Below are 20298 nucleotides of genomic sequence, written 5' to 3' on the forward strand. Positions count from 1 at the left end.
CTCATGAATTTATTTGATCGTTTGCTGTATCGCCGCCTTTGCAATGAGCAACCAGCTGATGGTGGCGCGGCTCCTGCTGCATCAACTGGGGATAATCCGGCACCAGTTGGCGATCCGGCTAAACCTGAAGGCGATAAGCCACAGCCAGGCGCTGAATCTGACAAACCTCAGGAAGAAAAGCCTGCTGATGGTGATAAGCCAGAAGAGAAAAAGCCTGGTGAAGACAAAGAGCCGAAGCAGGAAGGCGCGCCGGAGAAATACGATTTCAAACCAGCTGAAGGCCAGGAACTTGATGTTGCTGCTCTGGAACAGTTCGAACCTATCGCCCGCGAGATGAACCTGACCAATGAGCAGGCGCAGAAGATGGTCGATCTGTACGGCACAAAGATCATGCCAATGGTCCAACAGCAGCAGGCGGAAGCATGGCAGAAAACCACTGAGCAGTGGGCTGCTGACGTTAAGGCAGACAAGGAGATCGGCGGCGATAAGCTCACCGGCAACCTGAGTGCTGCACAGCGTGCTCTTGCTCAGTTCGGTACGCCTAAACTTAAAGAATATCTGGAGGGTACTGGTCTGGGTAACCACCCTGAACTGGTGAGGGCCTTCATCAAAATCGGTAAAGCCATGTCAGAAGACGGCATGGTCGATGGCAGTAATCAAGGCCAGCGTAGTGCGGCCGAAGTGCTTTATGGCTAATAAGAGAGGATATAACCATGGCTGTTAAAGGCGTAAATGCGCTGACGCTGGCTGACTGGGCTAAGCGTACTGATCCAAACGGGAAGGTCGATAAGATCGTCGAACTCCTTTCCCAAACCAACGAAATCCTGACGGACATGATGTTCGTTGAGGGTAACCTGCCAACCGGCCACCGTACTACCGTGCGCTCTGGTTTGCCATCTGCTACCTGGCGTTTGCTTAACTACGGCGTGCAGCCAAGCAAATCAACTACAGTACAGGTAACCGACTCCTGCGGGATGCTGGAAACTTATGCCGAAGTTGACAAGTCACTGGCAGATCTGAACGGCAATACCGCTGAATTCCGTCTGTCTGAAGACCGTGCATTCATCGAAGGCATGAACCAGCAGATGGCTCAGACGCTGTTCTATGGTGATACCAGCGTTAACCCTCAGCAGTTCATGGGGCTTTCCTCTCGCTATTCCAGCAAATCAGCAGGCAATGGGCAGAACATCATCGATGCTGGCGGTACCGGCACCGATAACACTTCTATCTGGCTGGTGGTGTGGGGTGAAAATACCGTTCACGGCATCTTCCCTAAAGGCCAGAAGGCAGGATTGCAGACTCAGAACCTGGGCGAACAGACCCTTACCGATTCTGCTGGTGGTAAATATCAGGGGTACCGCACCCACTACAAGTGGGATAACGGACTGGCCCTGCGCGACTGGCGCTACGTTGTTCGCATCGCCAACATCGATGTGAGCGATCTGTCTGTTCCTGCTTCTGCTGCAAACATCGTCACGATGATGGTTAAAGCGCTGCACCGTGTTCCTAACCTGAAGATGGGCCGCGCGGCTTTCTACATGAATCGCACCGTTGCCCAGGCACTCGACCTGCAATCTCTGGATAAAGCTTCTCTGGCTCTGTCCGTCAAAGAGACTGAGGGCGAATGGTGGACCACTTTCCGTGGCATCCCAATCCGTGAAACTGACGCAATTCTGGAAACAGAAGCGCGCGTTGTTTAACGCCTGTCATTAACTGATGGGCCTTAACCGGCCCATGAATGGAGAAAGAAAATGATCCTCGACAAACTGTTGATGTTCTCCGAGAAGCAGGCGGTTACAGCTTCTGCTGCTTCTACGGATGTGATTGACCTTGGCCCTATCGACGGCACCCGTCGTGATATCGGCGTTGGTTATCCGCTGGAGTTCTGGGCAACCGTTGACACTACGGCTACCGCTGCCGGTGCCGCGACTCTGAACGTTCAATTACAGACCAGCCCGGATAACTCCACCTGGACCACCATCTACGACAGCGGTGCTTTGGCTCTGGCTGCGTTGACTGCTGGCAAGCGCCTGTTCTCTGCGAAGGTTCCTGCTGGGGTTCAGCGCTATCTGCGCGTGAACTACACGGTAGGTACTGGCCCGCTGACTGCTGGCGCGTTCACCTCGGGAATTAACCTGGATGTTGATAACAACAGCCCGTACTACCCGATTCGTTCAAAAGTGACTGGCTAAGGGGGTGGCGATGTCAGGTGAAAAAGCAAGATACCGCGTCATGCGTTTATCCCACATTCATAACAACCTATGGCCTGAAGGCTCTGAAGTTGAGTATGACGGTGAGCCGGGTACGGCGCTGGAGCCGCTGAACGATGCTGCACGTGCAGCAAAGGCTAAAGCAAAGCACAAAGGCGAACCAACGGTTCTCGTTGCTGAGCATGAGCCGCTGAACGATGCGGATAGCGCTGATGATGGTCTGGATAAACTCCGTGAAGAGTATGAGTTTCTCTTCAACGAGAAACCGCATCACAACGCCAAAGCCGAAACGCTCCGCGAGAAGATCGCAGATAAGCGTAAAGAACTTGGCGTTTAAGCCTCGCTAATCAAACAAGGGGCTTCGGCCCCTTTATTGCAGGAGTCCGTTATGGATCTGGTAAACCTAAAAACCGGCACCGATAGTTTTCAGGACGAGAAGGGCGAGACGCATACCCGCGATGATTATCCGTGGGGGCTGTGCATCAGCCTTGATAATGAAACGCTCAGCAAGTTAGGTGTCGCTACCCCTCCTGTCGGCGGGGTGGTGATGATTATGGCCAAGGCAATCGTCAAATCAACATCAGAACGTCAGGACGACGATGGAACCTATCGACGCGCTGAATTGCAGATCACCGATATGGGTATTGCTCCTGATTCCAGTGATCCGCAGAAGACAGCAGCGCAAACTCTCTACGGTGGGGAGGATGATTAATGGCATCCGTTATCGAGATCTGCAACCGAGCGCTGAGCAATATCGGCAACAGCCGCAGCATAAACAGTTTGAATGAAGCCAGTAAAGAAGCTGGGCAATGCTCCCTGCATTTTGATGCTTGCCGCGATGCTGCTCTGGCTGATTTCGACTGGAACTTTGCTACCAAGCGCGTGGCGCTGGCCGATACCAATAATCCGCCTCCTGACTGGCAATACGCTTACCAGTACCCATCTGATTGTGTTCGCATAACCGAGATAATGCCGCCCGGACTACGCAATCCTACGGCTGCGCAGCGCATTGAATATGTTGTCGGTTCCAATGAGGATCTGACAGGTAAGCTCATTTACACCGATCAGCCAAAGGCGTGGTTGAAATACGTAGCGCGGGTTACTGACGTCAATATGTATGACGCCATTTTCATGGAGGCGCTTTCATGGCGTCTGGCTGCAGCCATCAATATGGCGCTGACAGGTAGCGCAGATCTCGGTAACAACGCACTGACGATGTACAACCGTGTGATCCTTAGTGCTGGTTCCCACAGCCAGAACGAATCACAGGAGCCACAACCGCCGGTAGATGAGTTCACAGCAGCGAGGTTGTCATAATGGCTTTTAGCTGGATTCAACCGAGCTTTGCCGGTGGTGAAATTGGTCCGTCACTGTATGGCCGCATTGATATGTCAAAGTATCAGGTGGCGCTGCGCAAGTGCGATAACTTCATTGTTCGTCAGTATGGTGGTGTCGAGAACCGACCTGGTACGCGCTTCGTTGGTCCGGCTAAATATCCTGATCGCAAGTGCAGGTTAATCCCGTTCCAGTTCTCGACTGTACAGACCTATGCGCTGGAGTTCGGTGACGGCTACATGCGCGTTATCAAAGACGGTGCGTATGTGCTGAACAGCAGCAATGTGATTTATGAACTGGCGATGCCGTATGCTGAGGCTGACCTGTTCCGCATCAAATTCACGCAGAGCGCCGACGTGCTTACGCTTGTTCACCCAGCATACCCGCCAAAAGAGCTACGACGCTATGCGCACGATAACTGGCAGATCGTCGATATAACCACAAAAAACGGACCGTTCGAAGATATCAACGTTGACGAGACAGTGAAGGTATACGCTAGCGCCAGCACCGGGACCATTACGTTGACGGCCAGTTCTGTCATCTTTGGGGCTGAGCAGGTCGGAAAACTGTTTTATCTCGAGCAACCTGCTGTTGATTCCGTTCCTGTCTGGGAGACCAGCAAGACCACTGCAATTAACGATGTTCGTCGTGCAGACAGCAACTACTACCGAGCCAATACTGCTGGAAAGACAGGAACACTTCGACCTTCACATACTGAGGGGATGTCTTGGGATGGCTGGGGCGGAACGGGAGATGATGATACCGGGATACAGTGGGAGTACCTGCACAGCGGTTTTGGCATTGCCAGAATCACAGCAGTAGCCAGCGATGGCCTGACCGCAACTGCCGAAGTAGTTTCATTCATTCCGTCTCAGGTAGTAGGCTCTGCTAACGCAAGCTATAAGTGGGCCAAATACGCCTGGAACAGCGTTAACGGCTACCCGAGCACCGTTGTTTACTACCAGCAGCGCCTGTACTTTGCCGCGTCTACCGCGTACCCGCAAACAATCTGGGCAAGCCGCACCGGCGACTATAAAGACTTTGGCAAGAACAACCCGATTCAGGATGATGATCGCATTATTTACACCTACGCCGGGCGACAGGTGAATGAGATCCGTCACCTTATTGACGTTGGTAACCTGGTAGCTCTGACTTCAGGCGGGGAATATACGATATCCGGGGACCAGAATAAGGTCCTCACGCCGTCGGCGTTCTCGTTCAGCTCTCAGGGGAATAACGGATCCAGCAATGTGCCGCCGATCGCCGTGGCTAACATCGCACTGTTCATCCAAGAGAAGGGAAGCGTGGTCCGTGATCTGGCGTATTCGTTTGATGTTGACGGGTACCAGGGTACGGACCTGACCATACTGGCAAACCACCTGTTCCAGAAACACAGCATTGTTGACTGGTCATTCTGCATTGTTCCTTACAGCAGCGCGTTCTGCATTCGTGATGACGGTAAATTGCTGGTGTTGACCTATTTACGCGATCAACAGGTTTTCGCATGGGCGCCACAATCCAGCGCCGGTAAGTACGAAAGCACCTGCTCCATCAGTGAAGGCAGCGAGGATGCTGTTTACTTCGTGGTTAATCGTACCATCAATGGGCAGGCCGTTCGTTACATCGAGCGTCTTTCCAGTCGCCTGTTCACCAATGATGAGGACGCGTTCTTTGTCGACTGCGGCCTGAGCTACGACGGACGAAACACATCATTACGCACAATGACCATCAGCGGTGGCACGGGTGACTGGAGCTATCAGGTTGATTATCCGGTTACGGTGAGTGGTGGATCGTATTTCGTTAATACCGATGTCGGTGCTCAGATTCAGTTCCCATATACCGGAACGGATCCAGACACCAACGAACCGGTGGCTAAAGAGCTGCGCGGCGATATCATCTCGGTAACAAGCAATACCGCAGTTACCGTCCGATTCAATCGCAACGTTCCGGAGATACTTCGCAACGCGCCAACAACTAACTGGCAGATGGCCAGACAGATGTTCGGCGGCCTGTCGCACCTCGAAGGGCAGACAGTAAACATCCTGTCAGACGCCAGCGTTGAACCACAGAAAACAGTAACTGGTGGCTCTGTCACGCTGGAATCACCAGGCGCAGTGGTGCACATCGGTCTTCCTATCACCGCTGAATTCGAAACGCTGGACATCAATATCAACGGGCAGGAAACACTGCTGGATAAAAAGCAGGTCATTCCTACTGTAACGATGGTTGTTAATGCCAGCCGCGGAATATGGGCCACCACTCCGGGCGGAACCTGGTATGAATATCCGCAGCGTGAATTTGAGTTTTACGACGATCCTGTTGATGACGCTACCGGCAAGGTTGAAGTAAAACTCGACAGCAACTGGGATAAAAACGGACGTGTTAAGGTTCGCCAGCTCGACCCGCTTCCGCTTTCTGTTCTTGCTGTATTGCCTCGTCTTACCGTCGGAGACTTCTGATGATTAACGCTCAGATCGTACCCGCAACCGCAGAGCATATCGAATCAATTCTTCCGTATGTCCGCCAGGCAGATATTGACGAGTTTCTGGCAACCAATGGATGGAGTCCGCGCCGCGTTCTGGAAACCGGTCTTCGCACGTCAACATTCTGCTGCGCCGGTCTGATAAACGGTGATGTGGTGACTGTTTTCGGCGTAGCGCCAGCATCGATGATTGGCGGCAGCGGCATCCCATGGCTGGTTGGCACTGACGCGCTGGAGAAATACCAGCGTACATTCTTGCGCCGGTGCGGAAAAGTGGTCAATGCAATGCTGACTGTTTACCCGTATCTTGAAAATTATGTTGACGCACGCAACCACACCGCACGCATATGGCTTCACTGGCTGGGATTCACCATCGACGAACCTCAGCCATACGGCATTAACAACCTACCGTTTCACCGTTTCCACATGGAGAGAAAATAATGTGCAGCCCGGCTATCGCTCTCGCTGGCGCCAGTGTCGCTTTAAGTGGCGTTTCAGCATACAACCAGTACCAGCAAGGTAAGTATTCGTCTGCTGTTGCCGAGCAAAATGCGGAGGTGGCCACGGCTCAGGCACAGGATTCTATCAACCGTGGGAATGCTCAGGCTGATGAGGTTCGTCGCCGTAATCGTCAGGCCGCCGGAACTCAGGCGGCAACTATGGGGGCTACAGGTGCAGATCTTTCCACTGGTGGTGCGCTGGATATCTTCGGAGATACAGCACAGTTTGGCGCACTTGATGCGCTGACCACGGTTAATAACGCTCAGCGTGAAGCCTATGGCTATGAAGTCCAGGCCACCAATTATAAAGCCCAGGCCAGTGCTTCGCGTAAGCAGGGGAATATGGGCGCATTTACCACGTTGCTGACTGCTCCACTTCAGGCATATGGCGCTTACCAGATGGGCGGCGGAACGTGGTCACCATTTACTCAGAGTACGCCAGCACCTATCGGCTCAGCAGCCGGAACTAGATTGCCAAGGGGGTTATGATGCCAGTTGTACCTACAGTTAACGGACGCCAGGTAGAAAGCAGAGGGTTTCAGTCTCCTGGGTTTCAGGCTTTCGAACAGCCAGGCATCGGTGACGCGCTGACACAGGTTGGCGGTAAAGCACTTGATGTTTTTGCACAGGCAAAGCAGCGTGCCGATGTTGCTCAGGCTCAGGATGCCTCATTACAACTCAGCCAGATTTCCAGCGATCTGCTAACTAACCCGGATACCGGTCTTCTTAATATGCAGGGTAAGAACGCCCTTGGTAAGGGACAGGTTTACACTCAGCAGTTCGATGCTCAGGCAGAGCAGATCGCGATGACACTGCCGGAAGGTGCCAGGGCTGGGTTTATGCAGCTGGCGCAGCAGCAGCGCATTCAGTTCACTACCCAGGCTGGCCGACATGAGATAAGCCAACTCAATGCCTATGAAGAAGGTCAGTTCCAGGCAACGCTGGCGAACAACGGGAAGCTGGCTGCTGCCGCCTACGGCGACAATGCAAACTATGTGCTCTACAACCAGCAGACCTTCCAGCAAATCGAAGATTACGGCGCTGCACATGGATGGAGTTCTGAACAGATTCAGGCCAAAAAGATTGAGTTCAAAGAGAAGGTTGCTGATACGTCACTGTCACAGTGGTCAGCCAACAACTCCATTGAGTTCATCCAGAGCAATGGCGAGTTGAGCGATACGGTTACCGGTTCCCGCCGTGCGGTATCAGAAGGTGGTTCTGGTGATAGCGCCCGTGGCATTCGCAACAACAACCCCGGCAACCTCGAGTACAGCAAAACCAATCCGTGGGTAGGCCAGACCGGTGATGATGGTCGCTTTGCCAAATTCGAAACGCCAGAGCACGGTATTCGCGCACTTGGTCGCAATCTGCTGTCATACCAGCGGCAGGGCATTGATACTGTAAACGACATCATTAATCGCTGGGCACCGCCGTCTGACAATAACAACACCGACGCCTATATTCAGGCGGTATGTGCTCAACTTGGCGTGACTCCTGACCAACCGCTTGATGCATCAAACCCTGATACGCTAAAGGCTTTATGTGCATCCATTATCCAGCATGAGAACGGCAGTCAGCCGTACAGCGATCAGCAACTTGCTACCGGTGTTAGCGCGGCAATTGGCCTCTCTCAGCTTCCAACCAGCACAAAGCGCTATACCGGCAACGCGGCATTCGATGCAGCATCTCCGGAGGCCCAGGCGACATTCCTTCGCCAGGCTGACCAGATCCGTAAACAGCAGCAGGCTGAATACCGCACCAATATCGATAGCCGTGTACGCGATGCCAGCGCGGCATACATGCGCGGAGTTGATTTCCCGAACGCGCCTACGCAAAACGACTTCCTCGCTGCCTACGGCGTACGTGAAGGTAACCTCCGTTATACCGAGTTCCGCAACACGCAGATAGCCGGGCAGTACATCGGATCGTTTCGCAACATGCCGACCAGCAGCATTAAGGCATACGTTGATCAGTTGCGCCCGGGCACCGAAGAAACAGGCGAGGGATATGCCTCCCGCGCTGAATTATTCGATCATGTATCGGCGGCAGCCACGAAGGTGATCAGCCAGCGCCAGAATAATCCGTTTAACGCCGCTGTGGACATCGGTGCCTATAAGCCGATTGCCAGCAACAACCCTAACGACATTACGGCAGAGGTTGCCAACCGGTTCTCCTCTCAGGAAAGCCTACGTGCGCTAGGAATCAATGCTCCTATCTTGTCCAGTGAAGAGGCAGCTGCGCTGTCTGAACAGGTGCGAGGCACCAAAGACGTTAACCAGACCATCAGTCTGTTGCAGAGCATGGGGGAAACTCTTCCTGCTCCGGCGATGCGACAGGTTGCATCTGCCATTGCACCAAACAACGCAGCAACAGCCTATTCTGCGCTGCTGCTGGGCACGCCGGATAACCAGTATGACAACACCAAGCCGTCTATTGCCTATAGCCAGTTCATAGGCTACAAGCCGACCATGAATAAATACGACGTATCGAAGGTAATCCTGGCCGGCGACCAGTTACTCAACCCAACTAAAGCGATGAAAGATGCGGGGATAACTCCGGTACAGCTTCCGAGTGAGGATAAGCTGAAGCTAGCATTCGACGATCAGGTAGGAAACTCGTTCGCCAATAACCCGCAGGCGCGCCAGCTCAGCTATAACCTGTTTAAAGCCGCTTACGCCGGAATTGCTTATCAGTCAGGAGACGCTTCCATGACGAGAACGGATGCGGCCAACTCAGATGTTGTAGAGAAGGCTGCACAATACGCCACTGGCGGTGTGTACAAAGGATTTAATGGCGGTGATGTGGTAATGCCATTCGGCATGGATAAATCGACATTTAAGGACCGCTACACCGCTTCTGCTCAGCAGGCACTGAAAGATGCTGGCCTTAACGTCAATGCCGCATCAAATTTCACCCCAGTCAATATCGGCAACAATCAGTATCGGCTGGTAAGTGGCAGCGGTCGCTGGGCTACGGATCCGAAAACCAACGAAGCTATCGTCGTGAGGGTCGAATAATGTCTGATGTATTTTCTCTGGCGCCGGAAGGCCAGGCGTGGACCGACGATAAAACAGCAGCCAACCCTGCACGGCCTGAAGATTACGAGCCGACATTCTTTCAGGGTTCAATTGCTGCACCGGTGCGCGGCGTGGCGGAAGGCACTCTCGGCCTGGCTCAGTCTGCCGTAGGATTCAGTAAGCGGCTGATAAGCGATCCGGCATTCACCGCCGACGTTGCACCGACGGTCAATATCTTCCGCGTGATGTTTCCTGACGCTGACAAAGCGCTGAATGATACCTACGACACGATCGGCAAGCAGTTGCAGGATGCACGCGGATACGTGAAACCAGATGCTGGCAGCCAGGGCACGGCTGCTGAGGTGCTTTATGGTCTCGGCCAGTTTGTTCCGGCCATCGGTGCGACCATTGTCGGAGGACCGACAGTCGGCGCAGCTACAGCGTTCAGCTCTACGTATGAGCAGTCCTATCAGGATTTCAAAGAAAAGGGTGTAGACGAGTCGACGGTGCGCAACCTAGCAACGCAGCAGAGCCTATTCAATGCCGCGGGCATGGCATTACCTGCAGCCGTCGGCAGAACGCTGGCAACGCGTATCGCCTCTGGCGTGGCAATTAACACCGGTTTCGGTGGCCTGAATCGTTACTCCGTCGGCGAAACGCTGGAGGAAAAAGGCTACACAGAGATGGCGAAGCAGTACCGTGTGTTCGATGGGCAGGCTATTCTGGTTGACGCAGTGCTGGGTGGTGCTTTTGGTGGAGCTCATCACCTGGCCGCGCGAAATGCTGACGTTCCGCCATCGACAGAAACCGAAGCGCCTGTCCCGGCGGCAGAAGTGCAGAGCGTTCCTGATTCAACCTTAGAGCCTTCCCCTACGACTGAAGCAGTGCCGGTAACTGATGCTCCTGGTGCGCCAGATAGAGCTGATGCTCAGGTGCCAGTGACAGAGACCACCTCCGCGCCAGATATTCCTGCCATCAAGCCAAGCGACATCGATGCAGCCCATACACTGAATGAAGGGCTGTATTACGACCTTGAATCGTCACCAGTGCTGCACGCCAGCAATGAGAGCATCAACAGCCATGTGGCGGCTATGGATGAGGCATATCGCCAGCTCAATGACGGACAGCCGGTTAACGTCGGGATGATGGCTCGCGGATTGGATGGCCCGGCGCGTCCTGGCATGCTGGAATCTGCAAACGATCAGTACCATGCAATGCAGCAGGTTTTCGAAGAGAATGGTGTCAGGTATGAAACGCCGTCAGAACTGGCTGGAGAGCCTCCAACTCCGCGCGCAGAAAGTGCATTCACAATAGCAGACGAAACAGGCGGTCAGGTCAGTGTGGATCCAGACACCGGCCAGGCGATTTCATCCAACAGTTACGACCTGATGGCGGCGCGCGATATGGCTGCCACAAATCCGGATTTAACTATTTCGCACCCAGACACCGGACAACCGACAAAACTCTCCGATGTACTGGCTGAATTTGATGAGCAAATCCAGACCGTGCAGAAAGAATCGAAAGTATATACCGTTGCCGCCGCGTGCTTCCTGAGGAACCCATAATGAAACAGGCATGTGTTGAAGCCATTGCGCAGACACTTGGCCGCCAGCCAAAGGCTGATGAGCTAAAAGGTATTGAGGACCGCATCAAAGAAGCCGTTCGTCAGGTGCATAAAAAGAATGCCAGGGAAGGTAAAACTGGCATCCCGGATGCGCAAACATACATGGAAGCAGCTGATCTTGTGCGTCAGCGTGTTGTGCATGATGTCTATAAGAAGCGCCAGCGAGTAGCTCAGAACGCGATCGCCATCAGCAGGGTTACAGATATCCTTGACGCCAATATCCCGCCAGAACAACAAACTCCCGCCAATTTGCAGCAGTTTATCTTCTCCGGACGGCGCACAACTGACGGTAAGGATATTGCCGTTACATCTGCTGAGGAACTGGCGACAGGCGCATATCAGGACTGGTCGCGCCAACTCAGCGCTGAATTGCTCAAAGCCGGTGATGATGTCCGTAAATTCTTCGAGCAAAGCAAGGCACTTGGGGAGCAGCGTTTCCGCAGCCTGTTCGATCAGCAGGCGGCGAAGTCAGCGCAGTTCCAGATCCTGAAAGAGCTTTACGGAGAAGATACTGGCAACCCGCAAGCGAAGAAAATTGCACAGGTATGGAATGACGTAACCAGCCGTGCCCGCCAGGAGATGAATGACAACGGTTTTGATATCGGTCTGCGCGACGACTGGCATCTTCCGTATGTTGACGACTCTGATTTTATTCGCAACGCCGGGCGCGATGAATGGCTGGCATCACTCCCGGCAGCCGAGCGTGCAAAAGCTCAGTTATCTGGCCGCCAGCCGCCGATTGAGTTTGCCCGCCAGGCATGGGTGGATGACGTTTACAACACGCAGGATCGCAGCAACTACGTTAATCCGGACGGCAGCCCGATGAATGACATCGAATACCGTCAGGCACTGGAGGCGATCTTTGAAACGAAGGCCACCGACGGGGCCAACAAAATCGACCCAGGCGCATTCATGGGAACAGGCGGTATAAAGAACCGCGGATCCCAGAGTAGGGTTATGGCGTTCAAGGATGCGCAATCCCACTTCGCGTATATGGAGCGCTATACTCAGCAGCCAGTGGCTGGAGTGATGATGTCACACCTGCAATCATCTTCTCGTGACCTTGGGGTCGTTAAAGCTTTCGGACCTGACGCTGCGCGAAACTTTTCCCTTGTGCTGGACCGTGTGTACCAGCGAGCAGTCACAGGAGGAAAGGCTGTAGGGCATATGAACGAAGAGCGCAAGATGGTTGAGCGCATGTTTAACTCGATGGCTGGGCTTAACGGTGCGGCTACATCGAGTGTATTCACGTCAGCAGTCGGCGGCCTTCGTAACCTGATGACCAGCGCCATGCTGGGCACCAGCGTGCTGACAGCAACCAGCGATCAGGCCATCATGCGCGCCAACGCCCAGGCGCTTGGTTTTACACGTGACGGCATGCGCTTGTCTGCAAATACCATCAAAAATCTTTTCAGTGGTGACGCCAAACGAGCTAATGCTGAGCTTGGCCTCCTGGTGGATTCTCACGCTGCTGTCGTTTCCAAGATGGGAGGATTCGACCTGTCCAGAGGCATCACGGGTTGGTTTGCCGAGAAAACACTGAAGTGGTCAGGGCTGATCGCAATGGACCGTGCAAACAAAGCGGCGTTCGGGCTGTTGATGTACAAAAACATTGGCGAATTGACCCGCAAATTTAAGACGCTGGATGATGTAAAAGGATCCGATAAAACCATCCTTGCCAACAAGGGATGGAGCAATGAAGACTGGGCTATCATGGCAGCGGCAGACCTCCAGCCAATGACCACTGCCGGGCATATGGGAATGACTCCTGACGCTATATACGCTGTTCCTGATGACGTGATCACAGGCATCATGGCGGACCGTATTGCACAGGTGCGCTCTGGTAGCGAAGAAGCACTGGCAGCGCTTGGAGATCTACCTCCTGAGCGCCTTAAGCGAATGAAGGAAGCATTTGACGCTGAAGCAGAGCAGACCATCACACGGATGGTGCGCAATGCCCGCGCTGAGGCCGCGCAGAAATTGCTGGGGATTACGCATGGTGAGATGACCAGCGCCGTCACGACAGCCACCGGTCTGGACACCTACGCCCGAGATGATGCCGGGCAGTTGATTAAGAGCTTCATGCTCTTCAAAACAACACCGTTCGCCGGATTCCGTCAGTTGGTTAACCGTGCTAATGATCTGGACACAGTTCCTGCTATTAAATTCCTTGCTTCCTATATTGCTGGAACGACACTGGCTGGGATGTTCGCTAACCAGATGAATAGTCTGTTGACTGGAAATGACCCACTTGACATGACGAAACCTACGACATGGGTGCAGGCTTTGCTGAAAGGTGGCTCATTCGGAATATATGGTGATTTCCTGTTTCAGGACCATACGCAATATGGTTCCAGTATCGCGGCCACAATTGGCGGACCTGTGCTGAGCTTTGCAGAACAGTTAACCAAGCTACTGATAACTAACCCGCAGAAAGCATTACAGGGGGAAGAAACATCCTTCGGAGCAGATGCGTTGAAGACAGCCCGCATGATCACACCATTTGCAAATCTATGGTATGCGAAGGCAATAACCAACCATCTTATTTTGCAGCAACTTCAAGAAATGGCAAATCCTGGATACAACGATAGGGTAAGGGATCGAGCGCAGCGGGAGTTCAACACAACAAGCTGGTGGGAGCCTGGTGCAACAACTCCGCGTCGCGCACCAGATTTAGGAAAGGCGGTAGGACAATGATGGAAACATTAACAAATATTGGGTTGATGATGTTCTGGTTTTCAGTAGTCGTGGTGGCTGGTACCGCGTATGTATTAGCGATCATCTTCGCCATTAAGAAAGGATGGTTAGGCGAAACTTCTTCTAAGGTAGTCTACTTTGCGACATTCGTAATGCTTGCTGCGATAGTGTTTAAATTGCCACTATTGTGACATGTCACGAGGCCGCTATTGCGGCCTTTTATTTATCATTAAGTGGTTTGCTTACGTAACTGTTCCGCACAGTAATCGAGATGCGTTTGCAGATCCTGCATGGTCATTTGAGAGCTTGTGACGTAATTCACAAGGGCAACCAATTCAGCCAGCGGCCCGTCAACGTTGAAGCCGTCTTTATCGAGTTCCCGCAGCAACTTCATCAGATGCGAGTCCTCCACCAGGGATCTAACGCCTACCGGCGTGTGTATTCTTTCTTCAAATCCTTCTTCCAGCGGATGGTGATACTGCCGTTGCATCTCTTCTTCTCCATGCAATCACTGTATAAACATACAGTAGCAGAAGATTTAATGACTATCCAGCACGGAATGTAAATTACCTGTAAGGTAATAAAACAAGTGTTCATTCCTCATTCAGTTCATATAAGGTTTTTATGGTAATACAATGATTCAGAGTGCATGCGCGCCGGGCGCATAAGCAACCTGGAGATAATTACATGACGGTCTCAACCGAAGTTGACCATAACGACTACATCGGGAACGGGGTCACGACTTCCTTCCCTTATACCTTCCGAATTTTTAAGAAGTCTGATCTGGTTGTGCAGGTTGTTGACCTGAATGAGAACATCACAGAGCTGATTCTTGATACTGATTACACCGTTACTGGCGCTGGCGGATATACAGGCGGAAACGTAATACTTTCCACAGCACTGGCTAATGGGTATCAGATTTCAATAACTCGAGAGCTGCCACTCACCCAGGAGACTGACTTAAGAAATCAGGGTAAGTTTTTTGCTGAGGTGCACGAGGACGCTTTTGATAAGCTGACTATGCTGATTCAGCAGGGCACAGGATTAGCCAGACTTGCGTTACGCAGGCCAACATCATTCTCAAACTACTATGATGCACTGAATTACCGCATTTCTAATCTGAAAGATCCGGTTGCTGATAAAGATGCGGTAAACAAAAAGTGGGTAGAGGATACATATACTCAGGCGGTTAAAGACGCCGAGGACGCCGCTGAGCGTGCGGAAGATGCTGCTGAACGTGCTGAGAATGCCGTTGAGCATGGCATCACTAACTTGCTCAACGTCCCTTCAGTAAAGGCACTCCTTACCACAGCACAACTCACTTCTGTTTCATTTAACGTTATGGGTTATGTCCCAGGAACAGATTTTGGCGGTGGTATTTTTTACTGGAATCCAGATAAGCCTAAATCTCAGCATAACGGCATCACCATATTCAGCCCCACAGTTCCTTGGGATGGCTCGTATTCCGGCCTGGCTGCGTTCCTGGCCGGAACTGGAGAGACTGACAGTAGTGGAACAGGGTGTTGGATTCGTTCAACTTGCGTATTCGACGCGATCCATACTGTTTGGGCTGGGCATGATGTGTTAGGTGTAAACAGTAGTAATGCTGCAGTAGAAGCAGCCATTAGGCTTTCTGCAACTAAGGGTATTGGTAGTCGTATTAGTGCAGGTAAGTTAAAAGTAGACTTTGATGAAGCCATTGCCTATAAAGATAAATTCCTCGTAACTCGTCAAACTGCATTTTATTTAGAAAATTTGAATCTTAATATTTATGCGGATAATGATGTTGATATTGATATCAGTTCCAGTACAGCAACGGAACGTGTTGTATTCGGATTAAAAAACTGTACAGGAACTGTATCTGGATTTAATTGGAACAGTGATTTTACAGACTACTCAACCGGTCCAGCGGATACTACATATAGACCACAAGAGGATTGGATAGGGTTTGTTGTAGAGGGCTGTCATATTGTAGCCAAAAAGATGAATGTTAATGCATCTCGTACATTCATTAATGCGGATTCATTGTCAGGACTTGCTAATAAATATGTGGCATTAAACGACAGCTATTTTAAATACAATGTTAATTATGGGATAGTCACACGTAACTGTGATTACTCTGAATTTTGCAATAATGAAACATTTGCATCAGGTAGGGATTGGCATACTTACGGTGAAGATTATGCGGTTTCTGAAGGTAGTAGAAGATCCTACGCACACAACAACAGATTTTACAGCCCAATATCCTTGCAGTCACGCATTACACCTGCCGGGGAAAATGTTACGGTTACGGATAACTACTATGAAGGGAGTGGTATTTTTGTAGAGATTTTCGCAGCAAGTAATATTATCTGTACTGGTAACACGAGTAAAATCACGACTGATGCAGTTGGACGGAACTCCGCACACTATCTGCTTATAACTAATGATCCGGGTGGTGACTGGGGCGTAAACACTGGCCTTAGTAACATAGTTATAAGCAATAACATTATGGAAGGCGGCGGGATGGCAGTGCAGGGATATCATGAAGGAAATCAGTTAAAAACAGGGTTGATAGTAACTGATAATATACTCATAGATACAAAGGCACCAAGACTCACAGCCTCATCTTGGATAGCCCCCATGTTTGCGAATAACAATTGTACGTTTGCTGTTGGGTTTGGTGATGTCGGCATTGGCGGGCAGCACCCAATAGTGATAAATAACATATTGGATGGCGGTTATGTGGGTCTTAGTCCTGGATATACCGTTATTTTTCCTGTGTTTGAAGGCAATCAATTTAGAAACTCTGTAGGTGCGACGCTGGATACAGTATTTTCAATGGATAATTTTACAGATGGTGTGTTTAGAAATAATAATATACATGAATCTTCATTCACGAGAATATTCCCTAGCGTATCAAGTGTAACAAAGGTAGGTTTCAAATTTGCTGACGCAGGATTTAGTCAATCACCAGTTGGTCTTTACGGTGCAAAGTGTGTTGTTCAGCCTGGCGATTGGGTTGTTAGTGATGGCGCTACTACTTATGGCAACCCAGTTGCATGGGTTGGAGCTACCACAGGCGTTTTTTTACAAATAAATTCAGCCGTATAAAAGCAGGCCTCGAAGGAGGCCTGCTTTCTTAATTAATCTTATAATACAAGCAAGGTTATTTTTTTATAAATCTCCATTCAAAATGCTTGAATGTAACGCAGGAAATAACACTACATATTGAAGCTATTGCTACAATTAGTAATGTGTATTCTAATGTTGAAATTTCAGCCATATTGAATGATGTGTTTAGCAATCTGATTATTACAGCCATAATTGGTAAGTGAAGAAGATACAGGCTGTAACTCGCCTCTCCAAGGTATACCAATGGCTTAAATTTAAAAATAGCAGGCTTCGTTAAGATGATTGCAAAAAACAACACCGTGATGCTTATCATTCTAACTCTGCCATAGGCTGAATTAGTAGAGCAAATTATGAATAGAATTGAAAGTGAGATTATTACAGAAAATATAAAATATTTATCCTTTAAATAAATGTTTGATTTATTAAAGAGATACGCTCCTGCGGCTCCCACCATGAAGTAAGGCCATAATACAAACTCTGTCATAAAGTCTCTGGCAGCAAAAACCATAACAGCAGCTAGCGCAATCATTCCATATCGCTTGCTCGCTATTGCAATTGAAACTAATGGGAATAAAAGATAAAACCTCCACTCATATGGAAGAGTCCAAATAACAGCATTTAAACCATTTGCATTAAATGCTCCAATGTAAATCTCCGTTCCCAAAAATCCAAAACCAAAGAAGTTCAAAAAGCTAGAGAAGTTAACGAAATCGAACTTAGCTGTGTCTCCAGCTATGATAATTGCAATAATAGAAACAAATAAAGATGTTAATAAATACAGCGGAACAAGTCTCTTGACTCTTGCAATAAAGAATTTATTCCAGTCAAACTTGTTATTGCACTTTATTAATTTATCAAAAAACAGGAATCCTGTAATGCAGAAGAATAGTTGAACGCCAAAACTTCCCATGTTTCCTACTATGCTATATTTAGTAAAATCAATATGCACAGGCAGGATGCCATTTGTCATTATCGTAGCCGCACCATGGTTCATAAGAACACTAAATGCAGCTATGCCACGTAAGCCATCAATAAAAAAATACCTTCCACCTGAGAAGTCTATGTGCGCGAAATAATTAAATTTCGTTAGTACATAGATACATGCCAGAACCGCAGCAAGCGACAAAAAGTAAAGATACAAACTTTGTGCCTCAAAATTCATAGCTAATTCCATTTTAAAAAAAATTCAAAAGATTATAGCAGCATAGCTAATGATGGTCACTCGCTGACGGATACCTGACTAACACATGAACGACATAGCTTATCTCTCGCAGAGTCTTGTGTAAGTAGTACTTAAATTGATAGGAGCAATCCTAACAAAGCCTACCCATATATGGTTTATTGTGTATGATGAACTCACCAACTAAGGGGGTTTTATATGCACAGTAAACGGTGGTTGATATGTCAGCCCAGCTAACCAGTGAGTCTTTAAATCAGTGGCTTAGTATGGGTTCTCTGGCTGCGGTTATCGCTGGAGTTCCTCCCGAGGTGGCTCTTGGTGCTTTATCAGGTGCGGTAATATTTATTACCTCAGCCGTTGAGTATCCAATACGCCGCCGGGTTCTCCTGTCGATGCTCAGCTTTCTCTGTGGTCTTCTCTTCTACAAACCAACTGCATCAATCCTTATCGGCGTAGCCAGCCTGATCCCAACTATCACGCAGGACTCTTTCGAGAAAGGGATCGTCTTCTCTGCTGGCGCGTTCGTGTCGGCAATCGTCGCAGTACGTATTGGTATCTGGCTCTATCACCGTTCCGACAATCCACGCGATTTAATCCCGGGGAGAAAAGACGATGACAACTCATGAGCTGCTTTTACTGATTGCCAATGCGGTTATCTGTTCTGCAATAGCAATACGCGTCGGAACCTTCCGGCGTAATGGATCGCAACACCGCCGGTGGGGTGGCTGGATAGCCTACTTCCTTATCGTGGCGTCAGCCAGCATCCCCGTCCGCGCCGCATATGCAATCTGGTATCACACACCAATGGTCGCTGATTTATCAGAGGTCATTATCAATGCTGTCATGCTTGCCGCCGTTCTGAAAACGCGCGGTAACGTCGTGCAGATATTCAAAATATCGAGGTCTCAACATGGACATTAACCAGTTCCGGCGCGCTGCCGGTATTACTGAGCAACTGGCCGCGCGCTGGTACCCACATATCACCGCTGCCATGAATGAATTTGGCATTACTAAGCCAGATGACCAGGCGATGTTTATTGCGCAGGTCGGGCATGAGTCCGGAGGGTTTACCCGGTTACAGGAGAACTTCAACTACAGCGTTAACGGGCTGTCCGGGTTTATCCGCGCCGGACGCATCACGCCTGACCAGGCCAGCGCGCTGGGCCGAAAAACATATGAGAAGTCTCTGCCTCTGGAACGCCAGCGCGCGATCGCCAATCTGGTGTACAGCAAGCGTATGGGCAACAACGGACCGGGCGACGGATGGAACTACCGCGGGCGCGGGCTTATCCAGATCACCGGTCTTAACAACTACCGGGATTGTGGCAACGGTCTGAAGGTTGATCTGGTAGCGCTGCCTGAACTGCTGGCGCAGGATCAATATGCGGCCCGTAGCGCGGCGTGGTTTTTTGCTACCAAAGGCTGCATGAAGTACACCGGAGACCTGGTGCGCGTCACGCAGATCATCAACGGTGGCCAGAACGGCATCGACGACCGGCGGGCGCGTTACGGTGCTGCCCGTAAGGCGCTGTTATGATCTGGGCATTCGTCAAAGCATATTGGAAACAGTTGCTTATCGTGGTGATGCTTGCTGCTCTTGCCGCTGGCGGCCGCTTAGCCTGGGTTAACCATGGTGAAACGCAGTACGATGCTGGGTATACACAGGCAAAGGCAGACCGTAAAGCCGAAGATGATAAAGCTCGTCAGCATGACGAACAGGAGAAAGCGAGCAATGAACGTGAAGCGCAGCAGAGGATCGACCAGGCGCGCAATGATGCTCTTGATGCTGCCGCTCGCGCTGGCAGGTTGCAGCAACAGCTCGTTGCCATCCGTGAGCAGCTCAGGCAGTATAACGCCACTGTCGGCACTGGGGCGTCAGCCGCAGACACCGGGGTTTTGCTTGCCGACGTGCTCAGCAAATCTCTCGAGCGAAACCGACAACTGGCAGAGTACGCTGATCGGGCCGCCGAAGCCGGAAGAGTCTGTGAAAAGCAGTACGATTCGCTAACTAGGTGACATGGCATTTTTCATGGTACTGATTTCCGGTGACGGTATATAAAACGGTATGGGGAATTTTGTTTTATTAAAAGTTGTTGTCAGTCAATTGCTTATGTTGTCAGTAAATAATTGAGTGGGAAT

At 50.6% G+C, this 20298-nt stretch carries 20 protein-coding genes; 18 read left to right on the plus strand and 2 right to left on the minus strand.

Annotated elements, in window-relative coordinates; all coding sequences use genetic code 11:
* The first annotated feature begins 3 nt into the window (after positions 1 to 3).
* Genes ACU8YC_RS23435 through ACU8YC_RS23495 form a run of 13 tightly spaced genes read left to right on the plus strand, consistent with a single transcriptional unit; the run spans position 4 to position 14056 of the window.
* A complete protein-coding gene (locus ACU8YC_RS23435; RefSeq protein WP_446895798.1) occupies positions 4 to 696 on the plus strand; it encodes a peptidase in 693 nt (230 codons plus the stop codon).
* Between the two features lie 17 nt (positions 697 to 713).
* The gene (locus ACU8YC_RS23440) at positions 714 to 1700 is read left to right on the plus strand and encodes a major capsid protein (RefSeq protein WP_446895799.1); all 987 of its coding nucleotides are present in this window, start codon (positions 714 to 716) and stop codon (positions 1698 to 1700) included.
* Positions 1701 to 1751: 51 nt separating this feature from the next.
* A complete protein-coding gene (locus ACU8YC_RS23445) occupies positions 1752 to 2192 on the plus strand; it encodes a Bbp16 family capsid cement protein (protein WP_052936052.1) in 441 nt (146 codons plus the stop codon).
* Positions 2193 to 2202: 10 nt separating this feature from the next.
* Positions 2203 to 2547, plus strand: a complete 345-nt coding sequence (locus ACU8YC_RS23450) for a hypothetical protein (RefSeq protein ID WP_446895800.1) — start codon at positions 2203 to 2205, stop codon at positions 2545 to 2547.
* Positions 2548 to 2598: 51 nt separating this feature from the next.
* Positions 2599 to 2922 carry a capsid staple protein gene (gene gp10, locus ACU8YC_RS23455; RefSeq protein ID WP_446895801.1) on the plus strand — a complete coding sequence of 108 codons (324 nt, stop codon included), beginning with the start codon at positions 2599 to 2601 and terminating at the stop codon, positions 2920 to 2922.
* A complete protein-coding gene (locus tag ACU8YC_RS23460) occupies positions 2922 to 3527 on the plus strand; it encodes a hypothetical protein (protein WP_075584439.1) in 606 nt (201 codons plus the stop codon). Before gp10 ends, ACU8YC_RS23460 begins: the two co-directional genes overlap by 1 nt.
* On the plus strand, positions 3527 to 6004 hold the full coding sequence (locus ACU8YC_RS23465; RefSeq protein WP_446895802.1) for a hypothetical protein: 2478 nt from the start codon (positions 3527 to 3529) through the stop codon (positions 6002 to 6004). The genes ACU8YC_RS23460 and ACU8YC_RS23465 overlap by 1 nt, the downstream gene beginning before the upstream one ends.
* Entirely contained in the window at positions 6004 to 6468 is a 465-nt protein-coding gene (locus ACU8YC_RS23470) for a hypothetical protein (protein ID WP_446895803.1), read from the plus strand. Before ACU8YC_RS23465 ends, ACU8YC_RS23470 begins: the two co-directional genes overlap by 1 nt.
* On the plus strand, positions 6468 to 7016 hold the full coding sequence (locus tag ACU8YC_RS23475) for a virion core protein, T7 gp14 family (protein WP_446895804.1): 549 nt from the start codon (positions 6468 to 6470) through the stop codon (positions 7014 to 7016). The genes ACU8YC_RS23470 and ACU8YC_RS23475 overlap by 1 nt, the downstream gene beginning before the upstream one ends.
* Positions 7016 to 9544 carry a hypothetical protein gene (locus ACU8YC_RS23480; RefSeq protein WP_446895813.1) on the plus strand — a complete coding sequence of 843 codons (2529 nt, stop codon included), beginning with the start codon at positions 7016 to 7018 and terminating at the stop codon, positions 9542 to 9544. The genes ACU8YC_RS23475 and ACU8YC_RS23480 overlap by 1 nt, the downstream gene beginning before the upstream one ends.
* Positions 9544 to 11109 carry a hypothetical protein gene (locus ACU8YC_RS23485; RefSeq protein WP_446895805.1) on the plus strand — a complete coding sequence of 522 codons (1566 nt, stop codon included), beginning with the start codon at positions 9544 to 9546 and terminating at the stop codon, positions 11107 to 11109. The genes ACU8YC_RS23480 and ACU8YC_RS23485 overlap by 1 nt, the downstream gene beginning before the upstream one ends.
* Positions 11109 to 13865 (plus strand): hypothetical protein, encoded by a 2757-nt coding sequence (locus ACU8YC_RS23490; RefSeq protein WP_446895806.1) that lies wholly within the window; start codon positions 11109 to 11111, stop codon positions 13863 to 13865. Before ACU8YC_RS23485 ends, ACU8YC_RS23490 begins: the two co-directional genes overlap by 1 nt.
* On the plus strand, positions 13862 to 14056 hold the full coding sequence (locus ACU8YC_RS23495) for a hypothetical protein (protein WP_446895807.1): 195 nt from the start codon (positions 13862 to 13864) through the stop codon (positions 14054 to 14056). Before ACU8YC_RS23490 ends, ACU8YC_RS23495 begins: the two co-directional genes overlap by 4 nt.
* Before the next feature lie 38 nt (positions 14057 to 14094).
* Here the strand turns inward: ACU8YC_RS23495 and ACU8YC_RS23500 are convergent, their stop codons facing one another.
* Positions 14095 to 14355, minus strand: a complete 261-nt coding sequence (locus ACU8YC_RS23500) for a hypothetical protein (RefSeq protein WP_003847193.1) — start codon at positions 14353 to 14355, stop codon at positions 14095 to 14097.
* Positions 14356 to 14552: 197 nt separating this feature from the next.
* Here ACU8YC_RS23500 and ACU8YC_RS23505 point away from each other — a divergent pair, with 197 nt between their 5' ends.
* A complete protein-coding gene (locus ACU8YC_RS23505) occupies positions 14553 to 16958 on the plus strand; it encodes a hypothetical protein (protein WP_446895808.1) in 2406 nt (801 codons plus the stop codon).
* A 55-nt stretch (positions 16959 to 17013) separates the two neighbouring features.
* Here ACU8YC_RS23505 and ACU8YC_RS23510 read toward each other — a convergent pair whose 3' ends face one another.
* Positions 17014 to 18141, minus strand: a complete 1128-nt coding sequence (locus ACU8YC_RS23510; protein WP_446895809.1) for an acyltransferase family protein — start codon at positions 18139 to 18141, stop codon at positions 17014 to 17016.
* 239 nt (positions 18142 to 18380) lie between these two features.
* On the opposite strand from ACU8YC_RS23510, the gene ACU8YC_RS23515 reads away from it, so the two are divergent.
* The 4 genes from ACU8YC_RS23515 to ACU8YC_RS23530 are packed head-to-tail and all read left to right on the plus strand — an operon-like array spanning position 18381 to position 20175.
* A complete protein-coding gene (locus ACU8YC_RS23515; RefSeq protein ID WP_001275998.1) occupies positions 18381 to 18785 on the plus strand; it encodes a putative holin in 405 nt (134 codons plus the stop codon).
* Entirely contained in the window at positions 18772 to 19080 is a 309-nt protein-coding gene (locus ACU8YC_RS23520) for a phage holin family protein (RefSeq protein ID WP_000207019.1), read from the plus strand. The genes ACU8YC_RS23515 and ACU8YC_RS23520 overlap by 14 nt, the downstream gene beginning before the upstream one ends.
* Entirely contained in the window at positions 19070 to 19696 is a 627-nt protein-coding gene (locus ACU8YC_RS23525; RefSeq protein WP_446895810.1) for a glycoside hydrolase family 19 protein, read from the plus strand. Before ACU8YC_RS23520 ends, ACU8YC_RS23525 begins: the two co-directional genes overlap by 11 nt.
* Positions 19693 to 20175 (plus strand): DUF2514 domain-containing protein, encoded by a 483-nt coding sequence (locus ACU8YC_RS23530; RefSeq protein ID WP_446895811.1) that lies wholly within the window; start codon positions 19693 to 19695, stop codon positions 20173 to 20175. Before ACU8YC_RS23525 ends, ACU8YC_RS23530 begins: the two co-directional genes overlap by 4 nt.
* Positions 20176 to 20298: the final 123 nt, after the last annotated feature.

The sequence above is a fragment of the Citrobacter sp. VF227 genome, from assembly GCF_052950715.1.